General features: G+C 37.1%; 10 protein-coding genes and 1 pseudogene. 7 read left to right on the plus strand and 4 right to left on the minus strand.

Annotated elements, in window-relative coordinates; all coding sequences use genetic code 11:
- Positions 1 to 882: 882 nt before the first annotated feature.
- On the minus strand, positions 883 to 3,798 hold the full coding sequence (gene uvrA / locus ACFIJZ_RS06130; protein WP_375631311.1) for an excinuclease ABC subunit UvrA: 2,916 nt from the start codon (positions 3,796 to 3,798) through the stop codon (positions 883 to 885).
- 329 nt (positions 3,799 to 4,127) lie between these two features.
- On the opposite strand from uvrA, the gene ssb reads away from it, so the two are divergent.
- The 7 genes and pseudogenes from ssb (at position 4,128) to ACFIJZ_RS06165 (ending at position 14,368) form a co-directional block, all read left to right on the plus strand.
- Complete coding sequence (gene ssb / locus ACFIJZ_RS06135; protein ID WP_273791491.1) at positions 4,128 to 4,634, plus strand: single-stranded DNA-binding protein; 507 nt, start codon at positions 4,128 to 4,130, stop codon at positions 4,632 to 4,634.
- Positions 4,635 to 4,864: 230 nt separating this feature from the next.
- Complete coding sequence (gene gyrA, locus ACFIJZ_RS06140) at positions 4,865 to 7,648, plus strand: DNA gyrase subunit A (RefSeq protein ID WP_273791490.1); 2,784 nt, start codon at positions 4,865 to 4,867, stop codon at positions 7,646 to 7,648.
- Positions 7,649 to 7,672: 24 nt separating this feature from the next.
- Positions 7,673 to 8,192: pseudogene (gene coaD / locus ACFIJZ_RS06145) on the plus strand (pantetheine-phosphate adenylyltransferase).
- Positions 8,182 to 8,775 (plus strand): peptidylprolyl isomerase, encoded by a 594-nt coding sequence (locus ACFIJZ_RS06150; protein ID WP_375631312.1) that lies wholly within the window; start codon positions 8,182 to 8,184, stop codon positions 8,773 to 8,775. The pseudogene coaD and the gene ACFIJZ_RS06150 overlap by 11 nt, the downstream one beginning before the upstream one ends.
- A gap of 18 nt (positions 8,776 to 8,793) precedes the next feature.
- Entirely contained in the window at positions 8,794 to 9,306 is a 513-nt protein-coding gene (locus ACFIJZ_RS06155; RefSeq protein WP_273791487.1) for a peptidylprolyl isomerase, read from the plus strand.
- Between the two features lie 1,453 nt (positions 9,307 to 10,759).
- A complete protein-coding gene (gene tgt, locus ACFIJZ_RS06160) occupies positions 10,760 to 11,878 on the plus strand; it encodes a tRNA guanosine(34) transglycosylase Tgt (RefSeq protein WP_273791486.1) in 1,119 nt (372 codons plus the stop codon).
- A gap of 1,290 nt (positions 11,879 to 13,168) precedes the next feature.
- The gene (locus ACFIJZ_RS06165; protein ID WP_375631313.1) at positions 13,169 to 14,368 is read left to right on the plus strand and encodes an MFS transporter; all 1,200 of its coding nucleotides are present in this window, start codon (positions 13,169 to 13,171) and stop codon (positions 14,366 to 14,368) included.
- 42 nt (positions 14,369 to 14,410) lie between these two features.
- On the opposite strand, the gene ACFIJZ_RS06170 is transcribed toward ACFIJZ_RS06165, so the two are convergent.
- The 3 genes from ACFIJZ_RS06170 to ACFIJZ_RS06180 all read right to left on the minus strand — a co-directional run.
- Complete coding sequence (locus ACFIJZ_RS06170) at positions 14,411 to 15,835, minus strand: MFS transporter (protein WP_375631314.1); 1,425 nt, start codon at positions 15,833 to 15,835, stop codon at positions 14,411 to 14,413.
- A gap of 118 nt (positions 15,836 to 15,953) precedes the next feature.
- The gene (locus tag ACFIJZ_RS06175; RefSeq protein WP_375631315.1) at positions 15,954 to 17,168 is read right to left on the minus strand and encodes an NADP-dependent isocitrate dehydrogenase; all 1,215 of its coding nucleotides are present in this window, start codon (positions 17,166 to 17,168) and stop codon (positions 15,954 to 15,956) included.
- Between the two features lie 916 nt (positions 17,169 to 18,084).
- The coding region (locus ACFIJZ_RS06180; RefSeq protein ID WP_375631316.1) for a tyrosine-type recombinase/integrase at positions 18,085 to 19,011 on the minus strand (927 nt) is incomplete at its 5' end.

A 19,011-nucleotide genomic window follows, 5' to 3' on the forward strand; every position in this document is an offset into this window, starting at 1 on the left:
TTACAAGAATTCAAATTATACAATAAAAGAGTTTTGTTTCTTTTTTTTAGATAACACATTTACTTATAAGGATAATTAGACATTTTCCACATTAAATGAGAAACTCTAATAGCGTAGGATTTTCTCATTTTAGATCTTTTTGTCGTCAATCAATCAAAACAATACCTTTATATATCATAAATAGTACGAGTGTGTGGGTAACAACATTTGAAAAAAGAAATAAAATGTTTTTTATGAAAGCTTTCTATCACTAAAGGCTTTACAATATTAGGGAGTAGGGGAGATAAATATTGGAAAAGAGTGTGATGTTGCTGATTATGCTTCTTCATAAACGTAAAAATGGTGGTGTACAATAAATGAGTTTATCATTATAGCATTCATAGCTGCTGTTGTGAAATGGGCTTGGGAGCATTGAGAAATGTTTCTTTAAAACAGATGTGTGAATTGGCAATGCAAATATATTCCGTTTGGGGCGTTTTGTCCCTTCGTGAGGAATATGATCCCATTAAGGAACGCGATGAATAAAAGCGTGAAGCAATGGCAATCTTCATTATAAGATATTGCCGCGGATTCCTTTGAAATCATAAAGATAAATTAAGAAGTGATGTAAAGATAGGAACTTATTTATACCCTTAAAACTTCGTATTTTTCCCAGTTTAGGCTGTCTGGTCGTTTCAGGTATAAACAAAACAGAGAATAAATATGCAATTATGCGCGCATTCTTATTTGGCAATACGACAACTGAAACAGCTTATAAAGCGCTAAATTGTTTTTAGTCTTTGCTTCAAACGTGTTGCACTACTGGAATTAGGTGTTGGTTTACAGGTAATAATAAAAGTACAGGCTTTGTTAGTATGCTGTATTTTACAATAAAAAGCGTTTCTAAGAATTGGAATTATAGAGAGATGGGCGTAGTAAAACATCTTTTAGAAATTTTCCCGTATAGGAAGCGGGAACCTTAATGATGTCTTCAGGGCGTCCAATTGCAACAATTTCACCACCGCGATCTCCACCTTCTGGTCCTAAATCAATAATCCAGTCGGCTGTCTTTATAACATCAAGGTTATGTTCAATGACTATAACTGTGTTGCCTTGCTCGACTAGTTCGTGAAGCACTTCAAGAAGTTTGGAAATATCATGAAAATGTAAACCTGTTGTCGGTTCATCCAAAATATAGAGTGTACGTCCCGTTGTTTTACGAGAAAGTTCTTTCGCAAGTTTTACACGTTGTGCTTCCCCACCAGAAAGTGTGGTTGCTTGCTGTCCTACTTTTATGTAACCCAATCCTACTTTAATGAGAGTTTCCATTTTATTATGAATAGCGGGAATAGCTTGGAAAAATTCTTCTGCCTTTTCAATTGTCATATCCAAAATATCGGCTATAGACTGTCCTTTGAATTTTATTTCTAGTGTTTCTCGGTTATAGCGTTTTCCTTTACAGACATCGCAAGTAACATAGACATCAGGTAAAAAGTGCATTTCAATTTTGATGACTCCGTCGCCTTGGCATGCTTCGCACCGTCCTCCTTTAACATTAAATGAAAAACGCCCAGCTTTGTAACCGCGGGCTTTTGATTCTGGAAGATCAGCAAACCACTCACGAATCGGTGTAAAAGCACCTGTATAGGTTGCGGGATTAGAGCGTGGGGTGCGTCCAATAGGGGACTGGTTGATATCAATGACTTTATCAAGAAATTCTAATCCTTCAATTTTGTCATAGCTGGCAGGGCTGTGATGAGAGCCCATGATATGATGTGATGCTGCTTTGAAAAGCGTTTCAATAAGAAATGTTGATTTTCCTCCTCCAGAAACACCAGTTATGCATGTGAAGGTTCCAAGAGGAATATTCGCATTGATATTTTTGAGGTTATTGCCTTTGGCGCCAATGACTTTAAGTGTTTTCGTTTTTGATATTTTGCGTCGCTTTGTCGGCATTTTAACAGCCATTTTTCCTGAAAGGTATTGGCCTGTGAGAGAGGCTGAATTTTCTATAATTTCCTGCGGTGTCCCTTGCGCTATGATTTCTCCACCATGAACGCCCGCGGCAGGCCCCATATCAACAACATAGTCTGCTGTGAGAATAGCATCTTCATCATGTTCAACAACAATAACTGTATTGCCAAGATTGCGCAAATGACGCAGCATTTCCAAAAGGCGTTCATTATCGCGTTGGTGTAAACCGATAGATGGTTCATCTAAAATATAAAGAACGCCTGTAAGACCAGAACCAATTTGGGATGCCAACCGAATGCGTTGGCTTTCTCCCCCTGAAAGCGTTCCTGAATTTCGAGACAAGGTAAGATATTCCAATCCTACATGATTTAAAAAAGCCAAGCGTTCACGAATTTCTTTTAAAATACGTACCGCGATATTACGTTGTTTTTCTGTGAGATATTGATGAACATTGGCAAACCAATCATCTGCCTTTAGAATAGAAAAATCTGATATTTGCCCAATATGCATTCCGTTTATTTTTACAGCAAGTGCCTCTGGTTTTAAACGATAACCGTGACAAGCTGGGCAGGGCGAAGAAGACATATAACGTTCGATTTCTTCTCGAGACCAAGCAGAATCGGTTTCTTTCCAGCGTCTCTCCATATTAGGGATGATTCCTTCAAAGGGTTGGGTCATTTTATGCGAACCAGAATTATTTTTATAGATAAAAGAAATTTCATCTCTTTTTGTACCGTAGAGAATAGCCTGTTGTGCTTCACTAGAGAGTTCACACCATTGATCTGTGAGTTTGAAACCGTAAGCTTTTCCTAATGCTTCTAAGGTTTGACTATAATAAAGTGAATCCGATTTAGCCCAAGGAGCAATGGCTCCATTCTTTAGGGTAAGGTTTTTATTTGGCACAATTTTTAGTGGATCCATTGCCTTTTTGATACCCAATCCATCGCAGAGAGGACAGGCCCCAAAAGGATTATTGAACGAAAAAAGGCGTGGTTCAATTTCAGGAATAGAGAAACCCGATACTGGGCAGGAAAACTTTTCTGAAAAAATGAGCCGTTTGTGTGTATCATTTTTTGATTTATGAGCAGATTCCTTTGTCGTTTCTTTTTGTGCTAAGGGTTGGTCTGCCATTTCAGCTATGGCAAGCCCATTTGCTAGCTGTAAACAGGTTTCTATACTATCAGCCAAGCGAGAGGTGATATCCTTCTGTACAACAATGCGGTCTACCACGACATCGATGTCGTGTTTATATTTTTTATCAAGAGGTGGAATATCAGCGATTTCATAGAATTTTCCATCAACTTTAGCGCGTTGAAATCCTCTTTTTAAAAGTTCTGTTAGCTCTTTTTTATATTCTCCCTTTCGTCCTCGCACTAAGGGTGCCATAATAAAAATTCGTGTTCCTTCTGGTAAGGACATAATTTGATCCACCATTTGACTTACTGTCTGGCTTTCAATAGGAAGTCCTGTTGCAGGAGAATGAGGAATACCAATACGTGCAAAGAGAAGACGCATGTAATCGTGGATTTCAGTAACGGTACCTACCGTTGAACGAGGGTTGCGACTGGTTGTTTTTTGTTCAATGGAGATAGCTGGAGAGAGACCGTCTATGCGGTCGACATCGGGTTTTTGCATGACTTCCAAAAATTGGCGTGCATAGGCTGAAAGGCTTTCGACATAGCGACGTTGTCCTTCAGCGTAAATTGTATCAAACGCTAAAGATGATTTCCCTGATCCAGAAAGTCCTGTTATAACAATGAGTTTGTCACGAGGCAGATCAAGATCAATATTTTTAAGGTTATGCTCACGTGCACCGCGAATGGAGATATATTTTTGATGAGTCATACTTTATCCTTGGCATATGTGGCAAAAATTGAGCACCTAAAATGGAATAAAACTGTTTTTTTAGAATTACAATGTGTTTAACTGCTTTAATGCAAAAGGAAGGTATAAGTTTTGTGAAAAAAATACAAATGAGCAGCTTTTTATTCTCTCGTGGTGGAATAAACTATGTGTTTTTATCATCTTTTGGTATAATTACACTCAATACAGTATTGAGAAAGGATAGCATACCCATATTGATGGTCAATTGCGACATGTAAATTGAAGGTCAAGATGGTTATAACTGTTATAGAACAGAGTACTTTACGAATTAAAATTTTGGAGTTTATACGATGGCTGGTAGCCTTAATAAAGTTATTTTGATTGGTAATCTTGGTGCCGATCCTGAAATCCGCCGTTTGAATTCTGGTGATCAAGTGGCAAATCTGCGTATTGCTACTTCAGAAAGTTGGCGCGATCGGAATACAAATGAGCGAAAAGAACGCACTGAGTGGCATAGTATTGTTATTTTTAATGAAAACCTTGTCAAAGTTGCAGAGCAATATTTAAAAAAAGGCAGCAAAATTTATATTGAGGGGCAGTTACAGACACGAAAATGGCAAGATCAAAATGGAAATGACCGTTATACAACAGAGATTGTTTTGCAAAAGTACCGTGGCGAATTACAAATGCTTGATGGGCGGGGAGCTGCGAGCGGGGAGCAAGGAGCAAGTCAAGGGGGGAGTTATAGTGGTGGCTTTGCCGATAGTCACTCAAATCAGAGAAATACTTTTGGTCAAAATAATAATCAATTGGGAGAAAGTTTTTCACACAAATTAGATGATGATGTCCCTTTTTAAGAGTCTTTAAATTGCAGTATTATGATCATTTTATGGTTTGCTTGTTTCAGATTTTTGAAGTTTAGCGAAGTGAAAATTGTTAATTATTATTGGTAATTTAAAATATAAATTAATAACATCTTGAAAAATATTGTTAAATTTCTTTTTTGTCATGGGAGAGAAATTAGCATTTTGGTGTATTTTTCGCTATAAATAAAGTGAAATGATTCTTTTTTGAAAGTTTTGAAATTGTGACCGATCTTACTCCACACCCAGAACGTGATGTGCTAACCGGTATTGAACCAATCAGTATTATTGATGAAATGCAACGCTCCTATCTCGATTATGCGATGAGCGTGATTGTTTCACGTGCACTCCCTGATGTCCGTGATGGTCTTAAGCCTGTTCATCGACGTATCCTTCATGCTATGAATGAGATGGGGCTTTCTTTCAATAAGTCGTATCGTAAATCTGCTGGTGTTGTTGGTGAGGTTATGGGGAAATTTCATCCCCATGGTGATGCTTCAATTTACGATGCATTAGTGCGTATGGCGCAGGACTTTTCTTTAAGAAATCCATTAATTGATGGTCAGGGAAATTTTGGTTCCGTTGATGGTGATCCACCTGCGGCCATGCGCTATACTGAGTGTCGTTTAGAAAAAGTTTCAGAAGAACTTTTAGCTGATATTGATAAAGATACTGTTGATTTTCAGGATAATTACGATGGGCGTGAGCGTGAACCGGTTGTCTTGCCAGCGCGTTTTCCCAATCTTTTGGTTAATGGGTCAGGGGGGATTGCTGTGGGAATGGCAACCAATATTCCTCCCCATAATCTTGGTGAAGTCGTTGATGGTTGTATCGCTTTGATTGATAATCCCGATATCACACTCGATAAAATAATTGAAATTATTCCTGGTCCGGATTTTCCTACAGGGGGCATTATCCTCGGACATTCTGGTGTTCGTGCAGCTTATGAAACAGGGCGTGGCTCAATCATTATGCGTGCTAAAGTTGAGATCGAAGAGATTCGCAGTGGTCGACAAGCAATTATTGTGAGTGAGATCCCTTATCAAGTTAATAAGGCAACGATGATTGAGAAAATGGCCGAATTGGTGCGCGATAAACGCATTGAAGGAATCTCTGATTTGCGTGACGAATCTGATCGTGATGGATATCGGGTCGTTATTGAGCTGAAGAAAGATGTTGTTGCGGAAGTTGTTTTAAACCAATTATATCGGTATACGCCGCTGCAAACTTCCTTTGGTTGTAATATGGTTGCTTTGAATGGGGGAAAACCCGAACAGATGACGTTGCTTGATATGCTTCGTGCATTTGTTTCTTTTCGGGAAGAAGTTGTCAGTCGGCGAACAAAATATCTTTTGCGTAAAGCGCGTGAGCGAGCACATGTTTTGGTTGGTCTTGCCCTTGCTGTTGCCAATATTGATGAAATTATAGCGCTTATTCGCAAAGCTCCTGATCCGCAGACAGCACGTGCACAGTTAATGGAGCGTCGCTGGCCAGCGATGGATGTTGCGCCTTTGATTAAACTTATTGATGATCCTCGTCATATTATTCATGAGGATGGTACTTATAATCTCTCTGAAGAACAGGCGCGTGCTATTTTAGAATTGCGTTTGCAACGATTGACAGCCCTTGGGCGTGATGAAATTGCTGATGAATTGAATAAAATTGGTGTGGATATCGCTGACTATCTTGAGATCTTGGCATCACGCGTGCGGATTATGTGTATTGTTAAGGATGAGTTGAGTGCTCTTCGTGAGGAGTTTGCAACGCCGCGACGTACCGTATTTGGTTTTGGTAGCGCTGAGATGGAGAGTGAAGATCTGATCGCGCCAGAGGATATGGTGGTAACGGTAAGCCATAGTGGTTATATTAAGCGTGTGCCTCTTAATACCTATCGTGCACAGCGACGTGGTGGTAAGGGGCGTTCTGGTATGTCCACGAAGGATGAGGATTTTGTAACGCGGTTGTTTGTTGCCAATACGCATACTCCGGTTCTTTTCTTTTCATCACGTGGGATTGTTTATAAGGAAAAAGTTTGGCGACTGCCGCTGGGGACACCCCAATCGCGTGGGCGGGCTTTGATCAATATGCTTCCCTTACAACAAGGTGAGCGTATTACAACGATTATGCCTTTGCCTGAAGATGAAGCGAGCTGGAGTGCATTAGATATTATGTTTGCGACAACACGTGGAACTGTGCGTCGTAATAAATTATCAGATTTCGTTCAGGTTAATCGTAATGGTAAAATTGCGATGAAACTTGATGAAGAAGATGAAATTCTTTCTGTTGAAACCTGTACAGAACATGATGATGTTGTTCTAACAACAGCCAATGGACAATGTATCCGTTTTCCAGTTGTTGATGTTCGGGTCTTTGCTGGGCGTAATTCTGTGGGAGTTCGTGGTATCAATTTAGCTAAAGGCGATAAAGTCATTTCGATGACAATTTTAGAGCATGTCGAGGCGACGTCCATTGAGCGTTCTGCTTATATTAAACGTGTAATGAATGAACGGCGTGCTTCTGGTGCAGATGCTGATGTTGAAGATGTTATAACTCTTGATGAAGAAGATGGGGGTGCTGAAACAGAGTTAACAGATGAACGTTATGCAGAACTTCATGCACGTGAACAAATGCTTTTGACAGTGAGTGAGTTTGGTTATGGTAAACGTTCTTCTTCCTATGAGTTCCGGATTTCGGGACGTGGCGGAAAGGGGATTCGCGCAACAGATCCATCTAAAACAGCTGAAATTGGTAAATTAGTAGCGGCTTTTCCGGTGAAGGCGCAAGATCAAATTATGTTGGTATCAGATGGGGGGCAGCTTATTCGTGTCCCTGTTGAGGGAATTCGTACTGCTGGGCGCTCAACTAAGGGAGTCACAATTTTTAATACAGCCAAAGGTGAAAGAGTCGTATCGGTTGAACGTATTTCTGAACCTGAAGATGATACGAGTTCATTAGATGATGAAGGTGAGAAGCATTCTGATACAGTTGATATGAGCGAAGAAAAATAATTTTTAAGAGGAAGGAGTAAAGTCATGAAAATTGCTCTTTACGCGGGTTCTTTTGATCCTCTTACAAATGGTCATCTTGATGTTTTGAAAGGGTGTTTTGTGTTAGCTGATAAGGTGGTCGTCGCTATAGGGATACAGGCTGACAAAAAAACACTCTTTAGCTTCGAAGAGCGTGTTGATTTCATTACGCAGGTCGGGAAAGACTTGTTTGGTGCAGATTCTAATCGATTGCAGGTTCTTTCATTTAGCAACCTTCTCATTGAGAAGGCGCGTGAAGTTGGTGCTTCATTTCTCATTCGTGGATTGCGTGATGGTACTGATCTTGATTATGAAATGCAAATGGCCGGGATGAATGGCGTTATGGCTCCTGAATTGCAAACTGTTTTTTTGCCGGCAAGTGTTTCTGGGCGTGCGATAACTTCTACATTGGTACGCCAAATTGCCTCTATGGGAGGTGATGTAACACCATTTGTACCGCCCAATGTTGCACAAGCTTTGAGCTCGAAATTCCAATCTTTTAGGGGAGAATAATTGTGTCTCGTAGAACTTTTGCTGTTTTGATATGTGTGTTTTGTTTTTTTTCATTGTCCGCTGTTGCTGGTAATCCTAGACCAGCAAGCGATGCAAGCCTTCTTGTTTTATCTCTCAAAGATGGTGATGTCATTATTCGTCTGTGTCCTGATTTGGCGCCAAAACATGTTGCGCAAATCAAAAGATTAACAGAGGAGGGGGCCTATAATAATGTTGTGTTTCATCGCGTTATTCCTAATTTCATGGCACAAACTGGTGATGTAGAATTTGGAAAAAAAGGCAGTAGAGATTTTGATTTGAAACGCGTTGGTATGGGTGGCTCAAATTATCCCAATATACCGGCAGAGTTTTCAAAGCAGCCGTTTAAGCGTGGTACAGTTGGGATGGCACGGTCACAAGATCCGGATTCCGCGAATTCTCAATTCTTCATTTGTTTTGATGATGCTGCTTTTTTAAACGGTCAGTATACCGTTGTTGGAGAGGTTATAAAGGGGATGGATGTTGTTGATAAAATAAAAAAAGGTACGACAAGTAATAATGGATCTGTAAAAAATCCTGATGTTATTAATGCTGCTACTTTACAAGTTGAGAAATGAATCAAGGGAGCTTTCCATATGGCAGAGAATAAAAATCCAGAAAATACTTTAATTCTTGAAACAACAAAGGGCAGAGTTGTTATTGAGCTTTTTGCTGATTTAGCACCTTGTCATGTTGCACGTATTAAAGAATTGGTACGTGAAGGTGCTTATGATAATGTTATTTTCCATCGCGTTATTGATGGTTTTATGGCGCAAACAGGGGATGTGCAATTTGGAAAGAAGGATAGTGAAAAATTCAATTTATCACGTGCGGGTATGGGGGGGGCAGAAAAACCAAATTTAACAGCAGAGTTTTCAAATCTTTCTCATAAGCGTGGTACAGTTTCTATGGCACGGAGTCAGAATCCAAATTCTGCTAACTCTCAGTTTTTTATTTGTTTTGCAGATGCTCCGTGGCTTGATCGTCAATATTCCATATGGGGGCAGGTTGTTGAAGGTATGGAAAATGTTGATAAAATTAAACGTGGTGAACCTGTTTCAGATCCAGATTCAATTACCAAAGCCATTATTGCTGCGGATGCAAAATAGTATAAACTATACTGATTTTAATTGTAAGTTTCTAAGAAAAAAATACTCTTTTCTGATCAATAAAGGCACACAAAACTCTTTTGTAGTATCACGCTTACCTTTTATAATTTCGAGCTAAGCATTGTCCATATATTTCCTTCAATCGGATCTTCCTTAAGAATATAACGCAAAGGATTTGTACAAACACTTGTCAGAATAAGAAAACGCAAAGTCTGTCGTATTATGGTTGTTGTTTGGCAAAGTGTTTTATAAAAAATTTGGCAGTTCTCTTCCATCCATTGTCGGTCTTAAAGTTTTATGATGTTACTTTCCTGAGAGAGCGTGTGCTTTTGTTTCTGCTTGTAAATCAACATCCAATCCTAATGCAGAAGCATGTTTGAAACACATATTAAGACGGATAAGAGCTTTACTCGCTCATCCAGTTTTCTTAGCAAGGTGGAAAACCAGCATTTATATATATATATTGGCGTAATATTTAAAATAAGAAGACAGTTTAATCTTAGAAGAATATAATAAAGGCGCAGAAGTGAAATAAATGGCTAGTCTTGCCATCTCCTTTTTAATTCAACTTTACTTTTTTAAGTATCTAACGCAATATCTTTTAAATAATGAAGATTATGCATGGACTTACGCTTTTATTTTTCTCGTTTTTTTATAGAGGAACGCTCCAAACGGAATACACTTGTGTTGTATATTTACGTGTTTTTTTAAGAAGCATTTCTCAGTACATATCAACATTCACTTCCACGATGACATTCATGGCATGTATAGTTTTAAAGCTATAAATAGTATAAAATATTATGCACCACCATCTTTAAAGCTTGTGAAGGAGCAAACGGGTACCATCATACGCTTTTTCAGCCTCTAATGTTACGATAGAGCTTTTGGTATTTGAGAATCTTTACAAAAAGCATTTTTAGTTTTTTAAAGTATTTTTATTTACACGTTAATTTCTTTTGTGAATTATCTCCAATGCCAAGAGCTATCTCAATATTGTGAGTGGATAAATGATTATGTTCATTTGCACTTTTATTAAGCGTGAGGATCGCTGTGCCCAGTAGATGAAAAATTTTTATCTGTAAAAGTTAAAGAATATTATGAGCTGTACAATGCGTTCAAAATTTTCTTTTATGGGTACAAAGTTACTGCTTATGGAAGTATGTGAAGATGAAATTATTGTGATAATAATTTTGCAGTTCTGTTAAGGATAAGCGTAGGTATTTTGAGGTATGATATTATAAGGATTTTACTATTTTTCTAGAGTTAGATTATCACTTTTATTATGGTGATTTCTTAACAAGAAATGTTCTTTTATCTCGTTTAATTTTTGATGCTGGTTACAATATTGAGCGAATCAAAAATTAATTCATAAAGCTTATGACAATGCGCGTAAGGGGATATCTTTTTTCTTTCTATAGAGATATGCATTGATGGAATCAAAAAGACGAGAGTTATGATAAAGACATTTCATTATAGAAAAATTGCTCAAGATGGGTATGCACGTCGAGGAGAAATTATAACGGGGCGAGGATGTGTTCGTACACCCGCATTTATGCCTGTTGGGACGGCAGGAACTGTTAAGGCTATGTATATGGATCAAATTCGTGATCTTGGTGCAGATATCATTTTGGGGAATACTTATCATTTAATGTTACGTCCAGGAGCTGAACGTGTTGCGCGTTTGGGAGGATTACATGAATTTTCACGCTGGAGCGGACCTATTTTAACCGATTCTGGTGGCTTTCAGGTTATGTCATTGGCGGGAATCCGTAAAATTACTGAACAAGGTGTGATTTTTCGCTCTTATATTAATGGAGCTTACTATGAAATGAGTCCAGAGCGTTCTATCGAAATTCAAGGACTTCTTGGTGCGGATATCCAGATGCAGTTGGATCAATGTATTGCATTACCAGCAACTGAAAAAGAAATGGAAGAAGCTATGGAACTTTCATTGCGGTGGGCGCTGCGTTGTAAAACAGCTTTTGGAGATCAGCCAGATAAAGCATTGTTTGGGATTGTTCAAGGTGGTGATAATATGAAACTGCGTGAACGTTCTGCTCAAGCATTAAAAGAAATGGATTTAAAAGGTTACGCTATTGGAGGGCTTGCTGTTGGTGAGCCGCAGAGTGTTATGACAGCAGTATTGGATACTACTTGTCCGATTTTACCAGAGGATAAACCACGCTACCTTATGGGAGTAGGGACACCTGATGATATTTTACAAAGTGTTGCACGTGGTGTTGATATGTTTGATTGTGTTATGCCAACGCGTGCAGGACGTCATGGTTTAGCTTTTACCCGCTTTGGTAGAATTAATTTGCGTAATGCACGTTATGCAGAAGATCCACATCCTCTTGATCCACAGTCACTTTGTCCAGCAGCACATGATTATAGTTGTGCTTATTTGCATCATTTGATCAAATCTGGTGAATCTCTTGGGGGGATGTTGTTGACTTGGAATAATCTTTTTTATTATCAACAACTTATGCAGGGAATTCGTGATGCCATTGAGGAAGGCTGTTATGCTGATTTTTGCGCTGAAACGCGTGCTCTATGGGCACAAGGACGCTAAAATATTAATCGTAATATAGCGCCGCATTTTTTCATTGAATTTATTCTCGCACCTACAAATTTAGTTAAAAATATGAAATTAGAAACATCTTCCAAAATTATAAAATTTCACTATCTTAAAATATAACAGTGCGGTTTTATGAGGGCACATATTCTGTTTCTAATTACTATATAAAAACAGAAACTGTTACTCCGGTACGCGCTACCTGATCCGGAGAAAAACAGTTTTTCTGTTTCTGATGACTGTTTACAGCAACAATGTTAATGAGGCGTTAGCGAACTCTTAAAGAAGTATGAAAATTGTATTTTTATGAGATATTTTGTGTTTTTTATTATTAAAGGTAAATAATGGATTATATACAATCGAACAGATAAATTTTTAGAAAATTAAAATAAAACTAAAATAAGATTACATATTTAAAATGTTATAATTTTATATTGTTATTATTTTTATATATTAATATAAATATTATTTACATAGATTTATATAATATTATTAATATTGTAAAACTAAAAATTTATAGTTTTAATGTAATAAAAATTAAATATTAATCACAATAATTATCATATATTATAAAATATCAATATATATATTGAAACAAAACTTATTATATTTGTTTTCTGCTTTGTTTATAGAATTTATCTGAAAATAATCATAATATATTTACGTGAATATTTTAATTTACAGATAGTGAGTTAGATATCTGATGCGATTCCTCTGTGAGGGAGGGGGAAAGATGCCTAAAAGAGGATATTTAATAAATCTAGAAACCAAGCACTATTATCATGAGAATTTTTAAAAGACTCTATAATAATTTATAAGAATGGCCTAAAGTTGAAATTATAGCTTATCGATTTGGGGGATCTGCATTTAGGTAGCAAAAATAAAGCAACAATAATTGGGGGAGAAATTTTATCTTTGTATCAAGATAATGATGAGATATTGTTCACTTGTTTGAAATGCATTATTCAGCAAATTTTAGAATTATTTATAGGGTATAGTATATCGTTGTAAAAGTTTTCACTGTAAAATTTCAACGGCTGAAAAGAGGAGACAAAGTTTATTATCTGGTAGATCTGATAGAAATAGGTGAATACGTCTATGATCTTGAGGTTTTCAAAGATTTTCCATTAAAGAATCTTACTTAAAACTCCATAAAATGCTTTATATATAAAAATATTTCTAAAACTTTATTGGGGACTATTGGGCATGCGTATAACAATGTTTTGAATTTTTGTTTGTGTGTATTACAGATATTTACAGTTAAAACTCCTATCCAGAAGTGATGATATGAGGGATTCTTATCAACAAAAGGTTCTTGCATTGGGAATTGATTCGAGAATACGACGTTTAATAATTTTAGCTCTTGCCGTGGGCAGTTTTGCTATTGGTACTGCAGAGTTTGTTGCAATGGGGCTACTGCCAGAGATGGCACGAAGTTCCTATGTTGATATTCCTACCGCTGGTCAATATATTTCTGCTTATGCATTAGGAGTTGTGATTGGAGCACCTCTTTTAGCTGTGGCAACAGCTCAGGTATCACGCAAAACTGTTTTGATAGGCTTGATGCTTTTTTATGCCTTAGCAAATATTGCTAGTGCCTTTGTTTCTGATTTTAGCATATTAGTAGTATTACGCTTTCTCAGTGGACTTCCCCATGGAATCTATTTTGGACTTGCGGCTATGGTTGCCTCTTCAATGGTAGAAATGAAAGAACGTTCTAAAGCTGTTGGATATGTTATGCTTGGCTTAACAATTGCAACCGTTTTGGGAGCACCCAGTGCTACTTGGATTGGTCAACTTATTGGTTGGCAGATTGCTTTTGTCCTTGTGGGGATGATCGCTTTATTATGTTGTTTGCTTATTTGGAATTTTTTTCCTTGTGATTCAAGTTTTCCAAAAACGAATCCTTTGCAAGAAATGGGTGCATTAAAGCAAAAGCAGGTGTGGCTTCTTTTGTTGATGGTGTCGGTGGGAGCGTCAGGATTATTTTCTGTTTTCACTTATATCAAGCCAACATTAATGCATATTTCTGGTGTTTCACTTGAGTTGGTACCATTTATTATGCCGTTAGTTGGATTGGGAATGGTGGTAGGAAATCTCTTGGGGCCTAAATTAGCCGTTAAAATTGGTATTTCGCCGATGATATTTTTTTCTATGCTTTGGAGCGTATTTGTTTTTTTTATTTTTTTATTTTTATCCTATGCTCCGTTAACAGCGGCAATAGGATGCTTTTTTGTTGGAACTTCTTTTGCTGCTATGCCTTCTATACAAACAAAAATTATGGATGTTGCCCTACAGGGACAGATTTTGGCAGGAGCATTAATGCAGTCTGCTTTTAATATTGCCAACGCTCTTGGTGCAGAATCTGGAGCATTAGTTTTAAAATTGGGTTATAGTTATGAATATACAGCTGTTTTAGGAAGTGTTCTAACTTTGTGTGGATTAATGGTTTTTTGCGTCTCATGGTATATGGAGAAGCATGCTTAATGTTTTTCATTTTTAAAATGAAGAAGGTATTTTTATATTTATTTAATTATTGGAATGTCCTGTTGGATTTTTTAACATGCAGTAAGAAATGCGCAGCGCTAATGGGATAGCAAAACAAAATAAAAAACCAATGAGCACTACAAGAAGAGTTTTTGCTGCTAAGATCATTCCTATTGTTCCTCCAGGATTAAAGAGTCCGGCAAGATTGGTGATAACTCCGGCTAGAGTTGCACTCAATGCAGCTGAAAATAGTTGTACGGAGGTAAGGGATTCACTGGCACGGAGAGCATCTTCATCATTTGTACATTGTAAAATTCGTGTGAGCAAATGTGGCCATGCTATGCCTGCACTGATTCCAATAGAAAATAGTGCTAAGCAAATAATAAAAATATATTCAAGCGTGGAAACTTCTGTTGGTATGAGCCATAAAAGAATCGCTATGCCTAACAGTTTTAATAGGGGCGAGTATATAATGATGTTGCGAATTTTTTTTGTGGAGACAGCAGCACTTGAGAGGGCTCCACACGTCCACCCTAGGCTCATAAGTGTTGCTATATAACCGGCTATAAGTGGAGCTTGTCCATGAAGTTCTTGAAGAAAAAGTGGTAAATAAAGTTCTATACTGTACACGACTGTTGTCATAACGAGTATTAATGCGTAAACAGGAAAAATTTCAGAAGAGAAAGAAAAGGATTTGCGCGGCAACATAGGATGAAAGCTATATGATTCGATTTTTGCTAAAACAAAGAGAAGACTAAGTCCGATAACTAATCCGCAAATTTTTGCCATTGTTGTGTCCATAGCTCCTCCAACAGAGATGATAAAAATCAATAAGGTGAGTGTGAGAAGCTGGAGAAGAGGGAGGGGGGATGTTGGAACATAGTTTTCATTCTTTTTGGGTAAAATTTTAAAGGCTATGAGTGAGAAGAATATAGCTAATGCGCCAATGATCCAAAAGGATGCTCTCCATAGGCCATAATATACAGAAATTCCTCCGATTGCTGGTCCTAACAAGGTTGATATTCCCCACATTCCAGAGATAACACTTAATGCGTGTGACCATAAAGATGGGCTGAAAACAATACGTACCATGGAATAGGATAGAGATAACAAAGAACCACTTCCCAATCCTTGAATAAAGCGTCCTATTAAAAATAATGGCATAGATGAAGAAATGCTGCACAGGAAAGTGCCTAGGGTAAAGATAAGACCAGAGATAACATAAGCGTTGCGAGGACCTAATTTCCCTAATATTTTTGTTGCAAGTGAAGTACCAAGGAGTGAAGCTGTAATAAAGACAGTCGCCACCCAAGAATAATATTCATTGCCAATATGATTTATAAGGGAAGGTAAAATAGTAATAACAATATAAACATTGGTAGCGTGTAATATAACACCACCTGTAAACGTTAAAAAGCAAAGACCATTTTTACCCAATAAAAGCTCAGACCAGCTCTGTTGTTTCACTGTTTTTTGCTATTTAATAAAAATTTATCCTCTTTTTACTTATAAGGTACTTCTTTGAATTTGCCAAGAGAAATTCAAAGCTCTGTTTAGAGCTTTGAATTTTAATTTAATTAATAACTTAATTGCCCATTGCTTTTTTGAGATTCTCATCAATTTTATCGAGGAAACCTGTTGTAGAAAGCCATTTTTGTTTAGGCCCAATCAAAAGTGCGAGATCTTTAGTCATAAAACCTTCTTCGACGGTTTTAATACAAACTTCTTCCAATGTCGTGGAAAAGTTTTTTAATTTCTCATTGTTATCTAGTTTAGCACGGTGCGCCAGTCCACGTGTCCATGCGAAAATAGATGCAATAGAATTTGTTGATGTTTCTTCGCCTCTTTGATGCTGACGGTAATGGCGTGTTACGGTGCCGTGTGCAGCCTCTGCTTCAACAATTTTACCATCAGGTGTCATGAGAACAGAAGTCATGAGACCAAGAGAACCAAAGCCTTGGGCAACAATATCAGATTGGACATCACCATCATAGTTTTTACATGCCCATACGTATCCACCTGACCACTTTAATGCAGAAGCAACCATATCATCAATAAGACGGTGTTCGTAATATAACTTACGGTTTTCAAATTCAGTTTTAAATTCCATATCGAATATTTCTTGAAAGATATCTTTAAAACGACCATCGTAAGCTTTTAGAATGGTATTTTTTGTTGAAAGATAAACTGGAACATTCCGTTGTAGTCCATAATTAAAGGATGCGCGGGCAAAATCACGAATTGACTCATCAAGGTTATACATAGCCATGGCAACCCCTGCGCTTGGAGCATCAAAAACATCATGTTCAATAACTTGATTGTCATCACCTACAAATTTAATACTTAATTTCCCTTTTCCTGGAAATTTAAAATCTGTTGCCTTGTATTGATCGCCAAAAGCGTGACGTCCTATAATAATTGGCTTTGTCCAGTTAGGAATAAGGCGAGGGACATTTTTACAGATAATGGGTTCGCGAAAAATGACTCCTCCTAAAATATTGCGGATTGTACCATTAGGTGATTTCCACATTTTTTTTAGGTTAAATTCTTTAACGCGTGCCTCATCAGGTGTGATGGTTGCGCATTTTATACCAACCCCATATTCTTTTATAGCATTGGCAGAATCGATTGTTACTTGATCATTGGTTGCATCACGATTTTCGACGGAAAGATCATAATACTTTAGATCAATGTCGAGGTAGGGATGGATTAATTTATCTTTGATATATTTCCAGATGATGCGGGTCATCTCATCCCCATCAAGTTCAACAACGGGGTTTTCTACTTTGATCTTTACCATTAGAAATCCTTTTTCTTTTAAGCGATACTACTTGTATAACACTTTCAAGTTTATAATGAAAAGTAAAAACAAGGGAAAAAAGCATTCAAATATGAACTTTTAGAATATATTATCATAGAGTGTAAAATTTTGTTTGAGGGTTTAATCTTTGAAAAGAAGTGATGTGTTTATAAATCTATAAGTATTCTATGATTGATGAAGAATCTGTTTAATAGATAAGGTAGTTAGATCACCGAGAGACGGGGATTATGCGTTTTTATTATCAGAGATTCCATTTAATAATTTGATCGTATTCTGAATTATAGTTTCTTGATTTGTTGTGTGAGGTGAATAAGCATCTATTTTTTATATTGCTATTTCAACTCTAAGATTACGGTTTGTTTATTTATAAAAAGTTTAATGTGATAACAAAGGCACTGTAATTAGAAATGCTTCATATAAAATGCGTTTGGGATAAACTTCAGTTTTGAAGGTTGGAAAAAACGTATAAATGATGTGGCTGGTTTAATTTAAAAATTAACAGCATACGCAAGAATATGACTTATAAAATTACCGTATCGCGAGCTAGAATACTCTAATTCTTATATTTTATAGATTCTTATTGTTATAACTGTGCGCAGTAAAGCACTATCCTCGAAATGCAACAAAGAAATTAATCACCTAATGATTCTTGTATCCTTTTTACAAAGAGATTCCTTTTAATTTACGAAGAAATTCCTTTTAAAATCTTGTTCTCTCGTTTTTATTTATGCATCCCTCATTTTTAAAAACACAAATAAAATGAATATATTACACATAGAAAAAAGGAGGATGGTACGCCCAAGGGGCGGATAGAGAGTAAATAAAATCAAAGAATTATATCTAATATAAGGGAATTAATGAATCCTGATTCTATTACGTTTTTTTGTCTCTACCCCTAACTTTTTTGGAGCTTTTTTATAGCTTCAAGAGCTAGTCTTTTACGATCTGCACTCTTTGTATAAAGGGATGCCATCTGATCTTCTGTCCAGCCAAAAATTGCTTTGAGTTGTGATACTGTTGCTCCAGAATTAGCTGCGCGTGTTGCGGCTAATTTTCTTAATCCATGCGCCGATTTTTTAATTCTAGCCGCATTACAAGCGTCTCTAAATGCATTCCCAAAGCTTTCTTTGGTGAATTTTTGATTCACTTTACTACAGATAAATGTTTCTTCTCCAATAGGACCAGTTTCAAGTGTTTTTGCTAGTTCCGGTAAAATAGGAAGAAAAACATCTGTTTGGAATTTACTTTTCTCTGTTTTAAGGTGAATGATATTATCTTTGACATCTTTCCAGCCAATGCGAACCGCATCACCACGACGCAAGCCCGTATATAAAAGAACATCAATCCAGACACGTTCATGGGTACCATGATGCCATCTTTGATAATATTTTTCGACATCTTCTTCTGTCCAAACAGGAAATCCCTCTTTGTTTTTGAGGGGGGGTCTTTTTATTCCTAAAGCTGGATTATTTTCCAAAAGACCTTGATCAATCGCCCAATTAAAAAGTCCATTAAGGGCTTTCAGAAAATTTCTAGCCATTGCTGGTGTTTCTTTACGCCGTTCAACACCGGCTATGATATGTTTCTTTTCAATTGCTTGGTATGGAATGTTTCCTATGGTATCACATACCTTCATAAGGATGAGTTCTTTTTGTTTTTGGGTGACTTTAGAAAGGCTATGCCAATTGGAGCTGTTAAAGTATTGTTTAAGTAGCCATGCAAATGACCCTTCAACAAGTTTACCGGTTTTTGATTTAGGAAGTATAAGCCCTTGTAACTCGGCAAGTGCGCTTTTGTAGTTATCAACAAACTCTTGCGTTCC

The sequence above is a fragment of the Bartonella sp. CL70QHWL genome, assembly GCF_042194855.1.
Taxonomy (GTDB): domain Bacteria; phylum Pseudomonadota; class Alphaproteobacteria; order Rhizobiales; family Rhizobiaceae; genus Bartonella.

What these genes read in the sequence shown, in the direction of transcription:
- uvrA (WP_375631311.1), bottom strand. Translation starts at nt 3,798, where the DNA reads ATGACTCATCAAAAATATATCTCCATTCGCGGTGCACGTGAGCATAAC.
- ssb (WP_273791491.1), top strand. Translation starts at nt 4,128, where the DNA reads ATGGCTGGTAGCCTTAATAAAGTTATTTTGATTGGTAATCTTGGTGCC.
- ACFIJZ_RS06155 (WP_273791487.1), top strand. Translation starts at nt 8,794, where the DNA reads ATGGCAGAGAATAAAAATCCAGAAAATACTTTAATTCTTGAAACAACA.
- tgt (WP_273791486.1), top strand. Translation starts at nt 10,760, where the DNA reads ATGATAAAGACATTTCATTATAGAAAAATTGCTCAAGATGGGTATGCA.
- ACFIJZ_RS06165 (WP_375631313.1), top strand. Translation starts at nt 13,169, where the DNA reads ATGAGGGATTCTTATCAACAAAAGGTTCTTGCATTGGGAATTGATTCG.
- ACFIJZ_RS06175 (WP_375631315.1), bottom strand. Translation starts at nt 17,168, where the DNA reads ATGGTAAAGATCAAAGTAGAAAACCCCGTTGTTGAACTTGATGGGGAT.